We start from the raw sequence: 15088 nt of genomic DNA on the forward strand, positions 1-15088 counted from the left end.
CATCCCATGCCATTCGAGCGCCGGAGCCGCGGCTTCGCTTTTCAGCAAGGCGCGAGAGCCTAGATTAGGGGCTGCCCGCGCGGCGCGGGGTTTGGACAGGACCAGGAATGACGACGGAAGTGGCAGCCTTTGCCGGCCTCCCGGCCGGCGCGGAGTCCCGGCCGGAGGCCCTGGCGCGCACGGCGCCGACGCGGCGGCCTGGCCGGCGCCGGCTGCTCGGCTGGCTCGGCGCCCATCGCCGCGGCGGGGCGCATGAGCCGCGGCTGGAGTTGGTGCGCTACCGCCTGGCCCCGCCGAATTGGCCGCGGGACCTGCCGCTCTCCATCGTCATCATCGCCGACCCTCATGCCGGCGGGCCGCAGACCCCGGTCGAGCACCTGGCGCGCGCGGTCGGCATGGCGAATTCACTGCGGCCGGATCTCGTGGTCCTGTTGGGGGATTATCTGGCGGATGGGCGCTTCATCGCCGAACGCCCGACCATGCGGCAGGTGGCGGAGATCCTGGCCGGGCTGCATGCTCCACTCGGGGTGCATGCCGTGCTCGGCAACCATGACTGGTGGGAGTGCCCGGCGGCCCAGGCCGGCCTGCGGCCGCTGCCCGAGGCGGCGGAAGCCTTCGCCGCGGCCGGGCTGCCCGTCATGCACAATGAACTCCGCCGGCTCGTCCATTGCGGACGGGATGTGTGGCTGGCGGGCCTCGGCAGCCAGTGGGCCTATCGGCGCGGCGGCGCCATCCATGGCGCGCACGACCTGGAAGGGACGCTCGCCGGCATCCCCGATGGCGCGCCGAGCATCCTGCTGGCGCATGAGCCCGACATCTTCCCGAGCGTGCCCGAGCAGGTGGGGGTGACGCTCTCGGGCCATACCCATGGCGGGCAGGTGCGGCTCCGGGGCTATTCGCCGCTGGTCCCGAGCCGCTACGGCAACCGCTATGCCTATGGCGCGGTGGAGGAGGAGGGGCGGCACCTGGTTGTCTCCGGCGGAATCGGCAATTCGGCGCTGCCGATCCGGCTCGGGATGCCGCCGGAAGTCACGCTGGTCGAACTGGCCTGAAGCCAGCCGGACCGGCGCGGCAGGGGGCGGCGCAGGCATCCGCCCCGCCGGCCCTCATCCGCTGCTTCCCCCGCAGGGCTCAGGCCCGGGCCACCACTGTGCCGGCCACGGCGGCGCCGTCCTCGGCCGCAGCCGCTTCCATCGCCTTCCGGCGCTTGGCATCCTCCCGCTTCTGACCTTCGGTCCGGTCGTCGCCCAGCACCTGCCGCACCCGAAGCTCCTCGAGGTCGAGCTCCTGCTCCAGCTTCACCAGCCCTTCCTCGTCGAGATGCCCGGCCTGGTAATGCGCTAGGAGCTGCTGCCGCGAGGCCTCCAGCGCCGCCAGACGGATGCGACGCCGTGCCGTCCGTTCGGCGACCGCCGCCCCCTGGTTCGTCGCTGTGCGGTGGAGATGCCCCGCCCGGTCACGGAACTCGTGCACCAGGTCGGCGGCGATCGCGCCCTCCAGCGGGTCTTCCATGCGCCTCTCGATCTCGGCCAGCGCCGCCACGGCGATCAGCCGCCGCCCTTCCGCCTCCTCCGGATTGATGCCGTTCGGATGCGGCGGCAGCGTCACGCCAAGGCGCTGGATTACCCATTCCAACGTCGTTCCCTGCAGCACCAGCGTCGCCAGGATGGCGGTGAAGGCGAGGAAGACGATCAGGTCGCGCTCGGGAAAGTCCATCGGCAGGGCCAGCGCCGCAGCGAGGCTGACCACGCCTCGCATCCCCGCCCAGCCGATGATCGTGATGTGCCGCCAATCCGGCATCGGGTTCCGCCGCCGCAGGGCGGGGATGCGCCGCGGCAGCCAGCTCGCGAGGAACACCCACAGGAAGCGCCCTGCGATCAGCGCCAGCGCGACGCCTCCGGCAATGCCGGCGAGGCTCAGGATTCCGCGGCCGGCGATCCGCTCCAGCACATGGTTGAGCTGGAGGCCGATCAGCAGGAAGACCAGGCTATTCAGGATGAATTCGACGAAGCGCCAGACCACGCCCGTCGTCACGCGCGAGTTGTAGCTGAAGAGGGTGTGCTGCGCCCGGCCAAAGGCCAGGCCCGTCGTCACCACCGCCATGACGCCCGAGACGTGCAGCGCCTCGCCCGCCAGGTAGGAGGCATAGGCGGCAAGGAAGCCCGTCGTCGTCTCCAGCATGGTGTCGTCGAGCCGGGGCAGCACCCAGAGCGCGGCGCGGCCCACCAGCCAGCCCACCACGATCCCGCCAAGGCCAAGCACGAGGAAGCTGCCCACCCCGCTCGCCGCGCCCAGCGTGCCGCTCGCCAGGGCCGCGGCGACCGCGAGCTTGTAGAGCACCAGGGAGGAGGCATCGTTGATGAGGCTTTCCCCCTCGAGCACGGTGACGATGCGCCGCGGCAACCGCAGCCTTTGCAGCACGGCGCCGGCGGCCACCGCATCGGGCGGCGCGACGATGGCGCCCAGGGCGAGGGCCGCCGCCCAGGGCAGCTCCGGCACCAGCCAGCGCGCCACCGCGCCGATCAGGAAGGCGGTGAAGATCACCGCCCCCACCGCCAGCAGCAGGATCGGCCCCAGATTGCTGCGGAAGGCCCGCCAATCCGTCCGGTAGGCGCTCACCTGCAGCAGCGGCGGCAGGAAGAAGGCGAGCGCAAGGTTCGGGTCCAGCCGCAGCTCCGGCACGGCGGGGATGAGCGCCAGCACCATCCCGCCCAGGACGAGGATGACGGCATAGGGCAGGTTCAGGCGACGTGCGAGCAGCGCGAAGCCGATGCAGGCACCGATCAGGGCAAGAAGCAGTTCGACGAGGTCCATATCCTGCTTCTACCCGCCCGATCGGCCCGGTTGCGAGAGGGCCGCCCGGCCTCCCATCTCCCCGAAACCATGCTCGACTCCCTGCCGCCCCCGGACTCCCACCTGCTCGATGCCTATTCCCGTGCCGTGACCGCGGCGGTGGAGCGCGCCGGCCCCGCCGTGCTGCATGTTGAGGTGCGCGGCCGGCGCGGGCAGGGCACCGGCTCCGGCGTCATCGTCTCGCCCGACGGGCTGGTGCTGACCAATGCCCATGTCGTCGCCGGTGCCGAGGCAGTGCAGGTGACCACCGCCGAGGGCCGCCCAATGCCCGCCCGGCTGCTCGGCGAGGACCGCGACACCGACCTCGCCCTGCTCCGCGCCGAGGCCCCGGCGGCGCTCCCCACAGCCGAGCTCGGCGATTCCGCGGCCCTCCGCGTCGGACAGCTGGCGATCGCCATCGGCAACCCGCTCGGCTTCTCCTCGACGGTGACGGCCGGGGTGGTGAGCGCCCTAGGCCGCAGCCTCGCCGGCCGCGGCGGCCGTCCCATCGAGGATCTGGTGCAGACCGATGCCGCGCTGAACCCCGGCAACTCCGGCGGCGCCCTGGTGGACAGCGCGGGTCGGGTGATCGGCATCAACACGGCGATCATCGCCGGCGCGCAGGGCCTCTGCTTCGCCGTTGCCGCCAACACGGCGCAGCTCGTGCTGGGCGAGTTGGTACGTTTCGGCCGCGTGCGCCGCGCCAGCCTCGGCCTGACCGGCCAGCGCGAGGCCGTCCCCCGCCGCTTGGCCCGCGCCGCAGGGATCGAGCAGGACACCGGCGTCCTCGTCACCGCCCTTCAGCCCGACGGTCCTGCCGCCCGCGCCGGCCTCGTGCCCGGCGACCTCATCCTCCGCATCGGCGGCCAGGCCGTAACCGGCATCGATGCGCTGCTGCGCTGGCTCACCGCCGAGCGTGTCGGCGAGCCGGCGGAGGTGCTGATCCTCCGCCGCGGCGACCCACGCCGCCTCCGCCTCGTGCCCGACGAGCGCGGCGGCTAGAGCAAACTCCGATCGGATGGAATCATCTGATCGGAGTAATTTGCTGGCCAAGACAATGGTCTGGAGCGGGCTCCGTGAGCCGGTGCGAACGGAAACCGCTCTAGCCCTTCAGCGTCTGGATCGGCTCGAACCCCTCGAATTCCGGATGGCCGAGATAGAGCGGCCGCGTCCCGCCCGCACTGCGGTGTGCCATGCGGAAGGCCTCGGACTTCGTCCAATCCTCGAAGGCGTCCCGGCTCGCCCAGATGGTATGCGAGGCGTAGAGCGTGTGGTCCTCCTTCCGGGGCCCGCGCAGCAGCCGGAATTCCACGAAGCCCGGCACGGTGCTGAGCTTCGAATCGCGCGAAAGCCAGAGCTCCTCGAAATCCGCCTCGGCGCCCGGCATGACGCGGAAGCGGTTCATGGCGATGAACATCGGCCTCGTTCCCTTACTCAGTGGCTGAAACGCCGCGTGCCGCCATCCACATGGATGACCTGCCCTGTGATGTAGCGCGCCAGCGGCGAGGCGAGGAAGACGGCGAGCACCGCTAGGTCCTCCGGCTGGCCGATATAGCCCGCCGGCACCTCCCGCTCCGCCCAGGCACGTCGGGATTCCTCCGTCGGCATCACGCGCAGGTCGATCTGCTCCGAGCGGAGGCGGCCGGGCGGGATGGAATTCACCGTGATCCCGTCCCGCCCGACCTGCCGCGACAGCGCCTTGGCCCAGATATGCGTGGCGCCGTTCGGCGCATTGGCCGGGTTCACGTTGTGCGGCTCGTCCTGCCCGGTGAGGTTGATGATCCGCCCGAAGCCGGCCGCCTGCATGGCCGGCACCAGCGCATGGGTGAGGCGCCGCGCCGCGTGGAAGTTGAGCTCCATCGCCTCCTGCCACACCGCCTCCTCGCCAAGCTCCCCCGCCGGCTGCGGCCGGCTGCCCCCGGCGTTGTTGACCAGGATATCGCAGTGCCCGAAGCGCCCGAGCACCGCATCGCGGATGCGTGGCGCCGCCGCCGGGTCGGTCACGTCCTCGACGATGACGAGTGGCTCCGCCGTCGCGGGCATTTCGGCGGCGAGGCTCTCCAGCAGCGTCCGCCGCCGCGCCAGGATGGCAAGCCGGCATCCCTCCTTCGCCAGCATGGTGGCGATGCAGCGCCCGAGCCCCGCCGAGGCGCCGGTGACGAGCGCGACCCGCCCGACCAACTGCAGATCCATCCGTGCATCCTCCAGGCCCGTCCGGTGTCAGCCTGCGTCGCGGCTGCGCAAAAGAAAAGGCCGCCCCGGCATCCCGGGGCGGCCCTGCAGCCGGGTGAGGGCAGGGAGCTCAGCCGCTGAGCGCGGCTTCCTTCCCCTTGCGCAGGTTGGGCAGCATCATCGCCAGCAGCGCGACGGCAGCGATCGCCAGCATGCTGGCGCTGATCGGCCGCTCGATGAAGACGGTGATGTCGCCGCGCGAGAGCAGCATGGCGCGGCGCAGGTGCTCCTCCATCATCGGCCCGAGCACGAAGCCGATCAGCAGCGGCGCCGGCTCCATCTTCAGCTTGTTGAACATGTAGCCCAGCACCGCGAACACCACCGTCGAGTAGACGTCGAAGACGTTGTTGTTCACGCTGTAGGAGCCGATGCAGCAGAAGACCAGGATCGCCGGGTAGAGGAACTTGTAGGGCACCTGCAACAGCTTCACCCACATGCCGATCATCGGCAGGTTGATGATCAGCAGCATCACATTGCCGATCCACATGGAGGCGATGAGGCCCCAGAAGAGGTCCGGCTGGGCCTCCACCATGCGCGGGCCCGGCTGGATGCCCTGGATGATCAGCGCGCCCACCATGAGCGCCATCACGGCATTCGCCGGGATGCCGAGCGTCAGCAGCGGGATGAAGCTGGTCTGCGCCGCGGCGTTGTTGGCCGCTTCCGGCCCCGCCACGCCCTCGATTGCGCCCTGGCCGAACAGGTGCCGGCCCTTCGACATCTTCCGCTCCATCATGTAGGAGCCGAAGGAAGCGAGCGAGGCGCCGCCGCCCGGCAGGATGCCGAGGATCGAACCCACCACGGTGCCGCGCAGGACGGAGGGGGTGGCGCGCTTCCATTCCTCCTTGGTCAGCCAAAGGCTGTCCACCTTGGTCTTGAGGACGCTGCGGGCCTCGGGACGCTCGAGGTTCAGGACGATCTCGGCGATGCCGAACATGCCCATGGCGAGCGCGACGAAGCTGATGCCGTCGGAGAGTTCGGGAATGCCGAAGGTGAAGCGCTGCTGGCCCGTTTGCACGTCGGTGCCGACCAGACCGAGCGCCACGCCGAGCACCACCATGCCGATCGACTTGATGATCGAGCCCTGCGCCAGCACGGCCGAGATGATGAGGCCCAGCAGCATGAGCGAGAAGTAGTCGGCGGGACCGAAGGACAGCGCGATGCTGGTCAGCAGCGGCCCGGAAGCGGCGACGACGACCGTTGCGACCGATCCGGCGAAGAAGGAGCCGAGCGCCGAGGTGGCGAGAGCCGCCCCCGCCCGCCCGTTGCGGGCCATCTTGTAGCCTTCGAGCGTCGTCACGACCGAGCTGATCTCGCCCGGCAGGTTCAGCAGGATGGCGGTGGTGGAGCCGCCATACTGCGCGCCGTAGTAGATGCCCGCGAGCATGATGATGGCGGTTGTCGCCGGCTGGCCGAAGGTGATCGGCAGCAGCAGCGAGATGGTGGCGACCGGACCGATGCCCGGCAGCACGCCGATGGCGGTGCCGATCAGCGCGCCGATCAGCGCGAAGAGAAGGTTCTGGAAGCTGAACGCCACGGCAAAGCCGTGCGCCAGGTTGCCAATGATATCCATGGCCGTTGCGTTTCCCTATCCCGGCGTCGCGTCAGTACTGCATGGGCCAGACGGCCACGCGGATATCGAGCTGCTTGATGAAGATCCACCAGCACATGGCCAGCAGGAAGATCATCAGCCCCAACACGCCGAGCGGCCGCGAGCGGTGCTCGGGCTCGGCCATGGCGGAGATGAGGATCGTCGCGGCGACTGCCAGCATCAGCCCGCCCTTCTCCAGCAGCAGGGCGAAGATGCACATCGCGGCGCAGATGAAGCCGAGCAGCCGCCAGCCGACGGCGTAGCAGATCACCAGGAAGCCGACGAGCATCCCAAGGCCGATGCCGTTGTAGGTGCTGGAGAAGAACTCGCCGAACATCGGCGAGATCTGCCAGACCAGGGTGCCGACGACGATCGAGGCGATGAGCATCGTCCAGTCGATGCCCTTCCAGCGCTCCATCGGATCCGGCCCGCTGAAGAAGCCGAGCACCAGCACCAGCGCGCCGAGGCCAAGCTGCACCCAGAAGACCAGCATGGGCATGTAGCCGGGTCCCATGCGCCGGGCGGTGCCGAGCGTATGGTCCATGTTCAGCCAAAGGCCGATCGCGGCAAGCAGGATGAGGAATGCGCCCGAGGCAACATCCTTGGCATTGATTTTCATGCGGCGACCCTTCTCGGCTCCCAGCTTGCCGGGAGGACCCGGCATTTCCCCAATCTTAATCGTGCAACGACAACCCCATGGAGCGCCTCCGGTCAAGCCGGGGCGTTCCCGAATTCCCCGGCCTGGCCTGCTACTCCACCTTGGCGCCGGATGCCTGCACGATCGGCGCCCATCGCGCCACCTCCCCGGCGATGAACTCCGCGTAGGCGGCAGGCGAAAGCGGGCTGACGAGACCGCCAAGCTCGGCGAAGCGCCGCTGCGTGGCCGGCTCCGCCAGCACGGCATTGATCTCCCGGTTCAGCCTCCCGATCACCGCCGGCGGCAGGCCAGCCGGGCCGGAGATGCCGAACCAGGAATTGCTGACGAGATCGACGCCCTGCTCGCGGAAAGTCGGCAGTGCCGGGAAGCCCGGATGCCGCGCCGCCGACGCCACCGCCATGCCGCGCACCGCGCCGCCACGGAGATGGCCGGAGGCGCTCGGCAGGCTGTCCGACATCATCGGCACCACGTCCGCGATGACATCCGTCATGGCCGGGCCGGCGCCGCGATAGGGCACATGGTTCACCCGCGCGCCCGTCACCTGGCCGAATTGCACAATCAGGAGATGGTTGGATGAACCCGAGCCGGAGGAGGCGACATCGAGTCCCCTTGGCTGCTCCCGCGACAGCCGTACCACCTCGCCGAGGCCGCGCGGCGCGAACTGCGGGTTGGCGACGAAGACCGAGGGCGTCTCGATCAGCAGGGCGACATGGGTGAAGTCGCGCAAGGGATGGTAGCGCAGGTCGCGATAGAGCGAGGGCGCGATGGCATGGCTGGCGATGTTGGAGACGACGAGGGTGAGCCCATCCGGCGCCGCCTGCGCCACCTGGGCGGCACCGAGCGTCGATCCCGCCCCTGGCTTGTTCTCGACGATCACCGGCTGGCCGAGCCGGGCACCCAACCCCTGGGCCACCAGCCGCGCGGCAAGGTCGGTGGTTCCGCCCGGGGCGAAGGGCACGACGAGGCGGATCGGCTGTGCCGGCCACGGGGTCTCGGCACGCGTGATCGCGGGCAGCGCCGCAATGACGGCGCCACCGGCGAGCCAGGCTCGGCGCGGCAGCATCCCGGGCGTCTCCTCCCTTTGGATCGCGCTGCGTATCGCATGACGAGCGGATGGCGGGCAAGCCGCCCATCCCGTGCTGCACCGCGGCAAAATCCCTCGCCACGGCTTGCGGCAGCGCCGCTTTGCCCCGATCCTCGCCGCACGCCTTTCCCGACAGGATCTTCGCCATGGCCGCCTCACCCCGCCCCAACGATCCCGAGACCGCGATCCGGGAGGCGGTCGCGGCGCTGGAGCCGCGGCTGATCGAGATCCGGCGCGACATCCACGCCCATCCCGAACTCGCCTTCGAAGAGGTGCGCACCAGCGGCATCGTCGCCGCGGAACTTTCCCGCATGGGCATCGCGCATCGAACCGGCATCGGCCGCACCGGAGTTGTCGGCGTGATCGAAGGGGGCCGCCCGGGCCCGACGCTGGCGATCCGCGCCGACATGGACGCCCTGCCGATCCATGAGATGACTGGCCTGCCCTTCGCCAGCACGGTGGACGGGAAGATGCATGCCTGCGGCCATGACATCCACACGACGACGCTGCTCGGCGCCGCGGAGGTGTTGAAGGATCTCGCGCCGCAACTCGCCGGCCGCGTCCTCCTCGTCTTCCAGCCGGCCGAGGAGGCGCTCGGCGGCGCTGCCGCCATGGTGAAGGACGGCGTACTGGAGGGCGTCGACATAGCGCTCGGCTTCCACAACCATCCCGACATGCCGGCCGGGCAGTTCGGCTATTGCCGCGGCTCGACGCTCGCCGCCGCCGACCGCTTCGACCTCGTCATCCGCGGCAAGTCGGGCCACGCCGCCCATCCCGACAAGGCCGTCGATCCTATCGTCGCCGCCGGCGCCTTCATCGCACAGGCGCAGACCGTCGTCAGCCGCGAGCTCGACCCGCTGATGCCCGGCGTCGTCACCATCGGCATGATCCATGGCGGCACCGCGCCCAACATCATTCCGGAAACGGTGGAGCTGCGCGGCACCGTCCGCACCCTGCACCATGCCGCCCGCGACGTGGCGGAGGCCGGGCTGAAGCGCCTCGCCACCGGGCTCGAGGCCATGCACCGCGTCGAGTGCACGTTGAGCTACCGCCGTGGCGTGCCGCCGCTCGTCAATGCCGACAGCGTGCTCGATCCGGCCATCGCCGCGGTCCGCCGTCAGTTCGGCGACGTCGTGGTGGAGGGCCGCCCGAGCATGGGCGCCGAGGACTTCGCCGAATTCGCCGAGCGCGTCCCCGCCTTCCAGCTCCGCATCGGCAGCGGCGCGCCCGGCCGGCACGACCATCTGCACAATGACCGCTACCAGCCGGACGAGCGCTGCATCGGCCTCGGCGCCCAGGCGCTGACCCGCATCGCGCTCGACATGCTCGCATGACCAATCGTATCGCCGAGCTGACCTGGCCGGAGGTCGCCGAGCGGCTGGGGCAGGGGGCCTGCGCCATCCTCCCCATGGGCAGCCTGGAGACGCATGGCCCGCAGGCGCCGATGGGTGACTACCTGCTGGCCGAGGCGCTGGCCGACCGCATCGCCGCCGGCACCGGCTCCCTCGTCCTGCCTGCCATCCCCTTCGGCGGCGAGGACTATTTCGGCATGGTGCCGGGCGGCGTCGTCCTCACGCCCGGCCTGCTGCAGGCGGTGGTGGAGGAGGTCTGCGGCAACCTGATCCGCACCGGCTGCCGGCGCATCCTCATCCTCAACGGCCATGCCGGCTCCATCGCCCCGGTCGATGCCGCGGCGCGCGGGCTCCGGCGCCGGCATGGGGTGGTAATCCCCGCCCTGCATCTCTGGCGGATCGCGGGCAGCCTCCATGCCGAGCTTGGCGGCAAGCCGGAGAGCCTCGGCCATGGCGGCGACCCGGTCTGGTCCACAGCACTTCATCTCCGCCCCGATCTCTGTCACCCGGAGCGGGCCCGCGCCCGCGAGCCGGCCGGCAGCGCCCTTGGCCAGCCCATCGCCAATTTCGGCACGATCCGCCTCGCTGGCGTCGAAGTCTCGGTGCCGACCGAGGTGGAGGAGGTCGCCCCCGGTGGCGTCGCCTGCGCCGACAGCCGCCCCGGCAATGCCGAGCATGGCGCGCGGATCGTGAACCGGCTGGTCGAGGCCGGCATCGCCGCCGCCGCCGCCCTCAAGGAGGCTACGGCGTGAAGGTCTGCGTCTTCGGCGCCGGCGCCATCGGCGGCCATGTCGCCGCACGGCTGGCCAAGGGCGGCGCCGAGGTCTCGGTGGTCGCCCGCGGCGCCAATCTCGCGGCAATCAGCGAGCGTGGCCTCACCGTCCACGCCCCGGACGGCACAATGCATTGCCGCCCCCGCGCCAGCGCCGACCCGGCCGCGCTCGGCCCGCAGGATGCGGTGATCGTCACCACCAAGGCGCCGGCCCTGCCGAGCGTCGCCGCCGCCATCGCCCCGCTGCTCGGGCCGGAGACGCCGGTCGCCTTCGTCATGAACGGCATCCCCTGGTGGTACAATGACGCGACGGCACGGGACGGACAGCCCCTGCCGGCGCTCGACCCGGGAGGCGCGCTTCGCCGGGCGGTGGGCATCCCCCGCACCATCGGCGGCGTCGTCTACTCCGCCTGCGAGGTCATCGAGCCCGGCGTGGTCGAGGTCGAGACCAGCGACGGCCGCGTCATCCTCGGCGAGGTCGATGGCCGCATCTCGGCCCGCGCCCAGGCCCTCTCCGCCGCCATCGCCGCCGGCGGTCTGCCCTCGCCGGTGGTGCCCGACATCCGCCAGGCGGTCTGGCAGAAGCTGCTCGGCAACCTCGTCAGCGGCCCGCTCTGCATCCTGACGCGCTCCTGCATGCAGGATACGCTGCTGAGCGCCGAGACGCGCGAGACGGCGATCCGCATGGCCGAAGAGGTCACCGCCATCGCCGCCGCCGAAGGCTGGCCCATCTCCGGCGATGCACCCGCCGCTCGTATCGCCCGTTCGGCGAAGCTCCGTCACAAGCCCTCCATCCTGCAGGACCTCGAGGCCGGGCGGATGATGGAGGTGGAGGCGATGCTCCAGGCCCCGCTGCGGATCGCCCGCGAGGCCGGCCTCGCCGTGCCGACTCTTGCCGTGATGGTGGCGCTGGCGACCCGCGCCGCCATCGCCGCCGGCCTCTACACCCCCACCGAGGACGCCGCATGAGGATCTGCATCTATGGGCCCGGCGCAATCGGCGGGCATCTGGCCGGCAGATTGGCCAAGGGCGGCGCCGAAGTCTCGGTCGTCGCCCGCGGCGCCCAGCTCGCCGCCATCCGCGAGCGCGGCCTGACCGTCCGCCTGCCGGACGGTGCCATCGAATGCCGTCCGAAGGCCGCCGCCGATCCGGCCGAGCTCGGCCCGCAGGATGCCGTCGTCGTCTGCACCAAGGTTCCGGCCCTGGCCGGCGTCGCCCGCGCCATCGCCCCGCTGCTCGGGCCGGAGACGCCGGTCGCCTTCGTCACCAACGGCATCCCCTGGTGGTACTTCGCCCACCATGGCGGGCCGGAGGAGGGCCGGCGCGTGCCCGAGGCCGATCCGGGCGACGTGGTCTGGAATGCCGTCGGCCCGGCGCGGGCCATCGGCGGCGTGGTCTATTCCGCCTGCTCCGTGCCGGAGCCCGGCGTCATCGAGGTCACCAGCAAGTCGAGCAAACTGATCCTCGGCGAGCCGGACGGCTCCCGCAGCCCCCGCGCCATGGCGCTGGCCGGCGCCTTCAAGCAGGGCGGCCTGCCGTGCAGCGTCGCCGAGGACATCCGCACCGATGTTTGGGCCAAGCTGCTGAACAACCTCTCCAACGGCCCCTTCTGCATCCTCAGCCGACGCAACATGCAGGAGACCTTCCGCGACGCCACCGTCCGCGCCGCAGCGGTGGAGGTGGTGAAGGAGGGCCTCGCCATCGCCGCCGCCATGGGGCACCCGGTCGGCGGCGCGGCGGAGGAGCGGATCAACCTTTCGGCCGACATCCCGCACAAGCCCTCCATCCTGCAGGACCTCGAGGCGGGCCGGCCGATGGAGGTGGATGCGCTGTTCCAGGCGCCGCTCCGCCTCGCACGGGAGCGCGGCGTGCCGGCGCCGATGCTCGCCCTGATGGTGGCGCTCGCCGCCCAGGCCGCCCAGGCCGCCGAAGCCGCCGGTCTCTATCGCCGGGAGGGGTGAGATGGACAACCTCATCGACCACATCGTCATCGATGTCCGCGACCGCATGGCGGAGGGCGCCGAGGCCTGGCGCCGCCTAGGCTTTCAGCTCACGCCGATGGGCAAGCACAGCCTCGGCTCCGCCAACCACCTGGCGATCCTCGGCCGCGACTACCTGGAACTGCTCGGCACCGATGTGCCCGGCGGCACCCTCCGTCCCGATATCGCGCCCTATCCGGTCGGGCTGAACGGCCTCGTCTTCCGCACCGGGAACGCCGAGGCGCTGGCCGCCGCCCAGCAGGCCCGCGGCGTGCCGATCGGGCCCGTCCAGTCCTTCCACCGTCCTGCCGACCTGCCGGACGGCAGCCGGCAGGACGCCAAATTTCGCACCGCCCGCCTCGACCGCGCCGCCGCCTTCGACGGGCGCCTCTACTGGTGCGAGCACCTGACGCCGGAGCATGTCTGGCGCCCGGAATGGCAGTCCCACCCGAACGGCGCCCTCGGCGTCGCCCGCATCCTGCTCTCGGTGCGGGACCCGGAGCGTCAGGCGGCCCTCTTCCGCCGCATGTTCGGCGCCGATGCGGTGAGCACGGGGCCAGATGGCCGCGCCATACTCCAATCCGGCAAGGCGGTGGTGGAGGCCGCCCCCCATGCCGCCGTCGCCGCCGAATTGGGCGCGGCGGCGCCGGACCCGGCCGGGCGCGGCGACCACATGGCGCTGCTCGGGCTCCGTGTCCGCTCGCGGGAGGAAACCGCCTCGGCGCTCCGCATCAACGACGTGCCTTTCACCGAGGCGCCAGGCCTGCTCCGCATCCCGGCCCGTGAGGCCATGAACACGACGCTCGACTTCATGGCGTGAGGCCGCGGGGCAGCGCCGTCTGCCCCAGCACCCAGCCCTCCCAGCGCCGGATCCAGGGGTCGTCGGGGATGAAGTCCGGCCGTGCCCCGTCCAGCACGCCGATCATCCCAAGCAGGCCGATCACCGAGTCGAACCGGTCCTCCCCCGCCGCATCCGCCCCGAACCCGTCGGCGATGGCAGCCGCAAGCGCCGGATCCGCCACCACCCGCCGAGCCGCCAGCACGGCGAACAGGGCGGGGGCCAGGGCGCGCCGCGACCCCTGCGTCCGCTTGCTGCCGGCGAGGCGAAGCCCGCATTGCCGCAGCGCCTCGGCCGGGTAGACCTCGGCCAGCACCGCCCGTCCGGGCGCCAGCAACTCCAGCAGGCCGCCCTCGAAGGGCCAGAGTCGTACCGGCATCCCTGCGCCGAGCGCCGGCACCAGCCAATCCCGCCAGGCACCGATCGCCGCCTTGCCCGACTGGTTCGCCCCCAGCGTCCAGAAGACCGGCGCCCCCGCCGGCCGCTCCGCCGTCGCCCGGTCACACCAGCGCGACAGCCCCTCAGGCCCACTGAAGCCGAGCGCCGCCGCATGCGCCGCCCGGGTCATCCCCTTGATCCCGCGCGCTGGGTAGAAGGGCCGCTCCGGCGAGACCGTCTCCAGCCCGGCGCTCACCTCGAAGAAAGCAGGACGCGCCGCCAACCCGCGCAGGAATTGGGGAAAATCCGCCTCGGCCCGCTCTGCCGCATAGGCGCGCGGTAGGCCGAGCGGCAGGTCGAGCCCCAGCGCCACTGCCCGCCCCGGCCCGATCAGCCCTTCGACCAGCCCCTCCAGCGGCCCGACCGGCCGCGGCGCCGCCATGCGCCAGCCTTCTCCTTCGCGCTCGGCCACTGATATCCAGCGCTTGCGCGGATCGATGCTCCAGTCGGCATGGGCAGCGATCAGGCCAGGGGAGGGCGGATCATGCAGGAGTACAGCACCGGATCGAAGTGGTTCCATTGGATCACCGTGGCGCTGCTGGCCCTTGCCTGGCCGGCCGGCTTCGTCATCAGCTACATCAAGGAAGATGCGAAGACCGCCTTCTACACCGTTCATGAATCTGCTGGGCTGATCATCCTGCTGGTCGTCCTCGCCCGGCTGGCCTGGCGGCTGCGCTACCCGCCGCCGCCGCTGCCGGACCAGGTGCCGCGGCCGCTGCGCCGGGCGGCGGCCGCCGTTCACCATGCGCTTTACGCCTTGCTGATCCTGCAGCCGGTCCTCGGTTTCATCGCCACCAATGCCTGGGGCTTCCCGCTGCGCGGCGACAGCGCCTTCCTCGGCATCATCGACCTTCCGAAATTCATGGAGGCGAACGAGGCGCTCGCCGGCGTTGTGCAGACCGCGCACCGGATCGGCGGCTATGCGATCGTGGCGCTGCTTGCTCTACATCTCGGCGGGGTTATCTTCCACCAGGCCATCCGCCGCGACGGCATCCTGCAGCGGATGGTCGGAGGTCCTGCCTAAAGCGGCTTCTGAGCCCGCTCCATCAACCGGCTGAAAAAGCCGGCCTTCTTCGCTGGCTGTACCGTGTCCAACGCCTTGGCTGCGACAATGCGCTCCGCCTCGGCTTCCTTTGCCTTGAGCGCCAGCCACTTCTCCAGGCTCATTCCCGCCTTTGCCGCCCGCTTCGCCTCATAGGCGCGCTGGCCCTCGGTCATCTTCCGCTGATCCACGGTCCAACCCCACACTGGCCCTGACTGCGGGAGATGTGGCGGAGGTCGCGCCGATCGGCAAGCAGGGGCTTGCCGGAGGCGC

At 71.1% G+C, this 15088-nt stretch carries 16 protein-coding genes; 8 read left to right on the top strand and 8 right to left on the bottom strand.

Annotated elements, in window-relative coordinates; translation table 11 throughout:
• Nucleotides 1-107 precede the first annotated feature (107 nt).
• On the top strand, nucleotides 108-1052 hold the full coding sequence (locus LH62_RS19840) for a metallophosphoesterase (RefSeq protein WP_082012676.1): 945 nt from the start codon (nucleotides 108-110) through the stop codon (nucleotides 1050-1052).
• Nucleotides 1053-1131: 79 nt separating this feature from the next.
• Here the strand turns inward: LH62_RS19840 and LH62_RS19845 are convergent, their stop codons facing one another.
• Nucleotides 1132-2814 carry a Na+/H+ antiporter gene (locus LH62_RS19845; protein WP_052214727.1) on the bottom strand — a complete coding sequence of 561 codons (1683 nt, stop codon included), beginning with the start codon at nucleotides 2812-2814 and terminating at the stop codon, nucleotides 1132-1134.
• 69 nt (nucleotides 2815-2883) lie between these two features.
• Between LH62_RS19845 and LH62_RS19850 the strand changes: the two genes are divergently transcribed.
• Nucleotides 2884-3834 carry a S1C family serine protease gene (locus LH62_RS19850; RefSeq protein ID WP_052214728.1) on the top strand — a complete coding sequence of 317 codons (951 nt, stop codon included), beginning with the start codon at nucleotides 2884-2886 and terminating at the stop codon, nucleotides 3832-3834.
• A gap of 100 nt (nucleotides 3835-3934) precedes the next feature.
• Here the strand turns inward: LH62_RS19850 and LH62_RS19855 are convergent, their stop codons facing one another.
• The 5 genes from LH62_RS19855 to LH62_RS19875 all read right to left on the bottom strand — a co-directional run bounded on the left by LH62_RS19855 (nucleotide 3935) and on the right by LH62_RS19875 (nucleotide 8373).
• Nucleotides 3935-4249, bottom strand: a complete 315-nt coding sequence (locus tag LH62_RS19855) for an antibiotic biosynthesis monooxygenase (protein ID WP_043363761.1) — start codon at nucleotides 4247-4249, stop codon at nucleotides 3935-3937.
• A gap of 17 nt (nucleotides 4250-4266) precedes the next feature.
• Entirely contained in the window at nucleotides 4267-5025 is a 759-nt protein-coding gene (locus LH62_RS19860; protein ID WP_043363762.1) for an SDR family NAD(P)-dependent oxidoreductase, read from the bottom strand.
• Between the two features lie 109 nt (nucleotides 5026-5134).
• Nucleotides 5135-6634 carry a tripartite tricarboxylate transporter permease gene (locus tag LH62_RS19865; protein ID WP_043363763.1) on the bottom strand — a complete coding sequence of 500 codons (1500 nt, stop codon included), beginning with the start codon at nucleotides 6632-6634 and terminating at the stop codon, nucleotides 5135-5137.
• Nucleotides 6635-6665: 31 nt separating this feature from the next.
• Complete coding sequence (locus tag LH62_RS19870) at nucleotides 6666-7271, bottom strand: tripartite tricarboxylate transporter TctB family protein (protein WP_043363765.1); 606 nt, start codon at nucleotides 7269-7271, stop codon at nucleotides 6666-6668.
• Nucleotides 7272-7401: 130 nt separating this feature from the next.
• The gene (locus LH62_RS19875) at nucleotides 7402-8373 is read right to left on the bottom strand and encodes a tripartite tricarboxylate transporter substrate binding protein (RefSeq protein WP_043363766.1); all 972 of its coding nucleotides are present in this window, start codon (nucleotides 8371-8373) and stop codon (nucleotides 7402-7404) included.
• Between the two features lie 167 nt (nucleotides 8374-8540).
• On the opposite strand from LH62_RS19875, the gene LH62_RS19880 reads away from it, so the two are divergent.
• The 5 genes from LH62_RS19880 to LH62_RS19900 are packed head-to-tail and all read left to right on the top strand — an operon-like array spanning nucleotide 8541 to nucleotide 13317.
• Nucleotides 8541-9728: a M20 family metallopeptidase gene (locus tag LH62_RS19880; RefSeq protein WP_052214729.1), complete on the top strand. Its 1188-nt coding sequence runs from the start codon at nucleotides 8541-8543 to the stop codon at nucleotides 9726-9728.
• On the top strand, nucleotides 9725-10498 hold the full coding sequence (locus tag LH62_RS19885) for a creatininase family protein (protein WP_052214730.1): 774 nt from the start codon (nucleotides 9725-9727) through the stop codon (nucleotides 10496-10498). Before LH62_RS19880 ends, LH62_RS19885 begins: the two co-directional genes overlap by 4 nt.
• Nucleotides 10495-11487 (top strand): ketopantoate reductase family protein, encoded by a 993-nt coding sequence (locus LH62_RS19890; protein WP_043363767.1) that lies wholly within the window; start codon nucleotides 10495-10497, stop codon nucleotides 11485-11487. The genes LH62_RS19885 and LH62_RS19890 overlap by 4 nt, the downstream gene beginning before the upstream one ends.
• Nucleotides 11484-12479: a ketopantoate reductase family protein gene (locus LH62_RS19895; protein WP_043363768.1), complete on the top strand. Its 996-nt coding sequence runs from the start codon at nucleotides 11484-11486 to the stop codon at nucleotides 12477-12479. Before LH62_RS19890 ends, LH62_RS19895 begins: the two co-directional genes overlap by 4 nt.
• Nucleotide 12480: 1 nt before the next feature.
• Nucleotides 12481-13317 (top strand): VOC family protein, encoded by an 837-nt coding sequence (locus tag LH62_RS19900; protein WP_043363770.1) that lies wholly within the window; start codon nucleotides 12481-12483, stop codon nucleotides 13315-13317.
• Here the strand turns inward: LH62_RS19900 and LH62_RS19905 are convergent.
• Nucleotides 13307-14155: a hypothetical protein gene (locus LH62_RS19905; RefSeq protein ID WP_236552583.1), complete on the bottom strand. Its 849-nt coding sequence runs from the start codon at nucleotides 14153-14155 to the stop codon at nucleotides 13307-13309. The two genes, LH62_RS19900 and LH62_RS19905, sit on opposite strands and share 11 nt — an antisense overlap.
• Before the next feature lie 102 nt (nucleotides 14156-14257).
• Between LH62_RS19905 and LH62_RS19910 the strand changes: the two genes are divergently transcribed.
• Entirely contained in the window at nucleotides 14258-14797 is a 540-nt protein-coding gene (locus tag LH62_RS19910; protein WP_043363771.1) for a cytochrome b, read from the top strand.
• Here the strand turns inward: LH62_RS19910 and LH62_RS19915 are convergent.
• The gene (locus tag LH62_RS19915; protein WP_043363772.1) at nucleotides 14794-14991 is read right to left on the bottom strand and encodes a hypothetical protein; all 198 of its coding nucleotides are present in this window, start codon (nucleotides 14989-14991) and stop codon (nucleotides 14794-14796) included. The two genes, LH62_RS19910 and LH62_RS19915, sit on opposite strands and share 4 nt — an antisense overlap.
• Nucleotides 14992-15088: the final 97 nt, after the last annotated feature.

Source organism: Belnapia sp. F-4-1 (genome assembly GCF_000802185.1).
In the GTDB taxonomy this organism is placed as follows: domain Bacteria; phylum Pseudomonadota; class Alphaproteobacteria; order Acetobacterales; family Acetobacteraceae; genus Belnapia.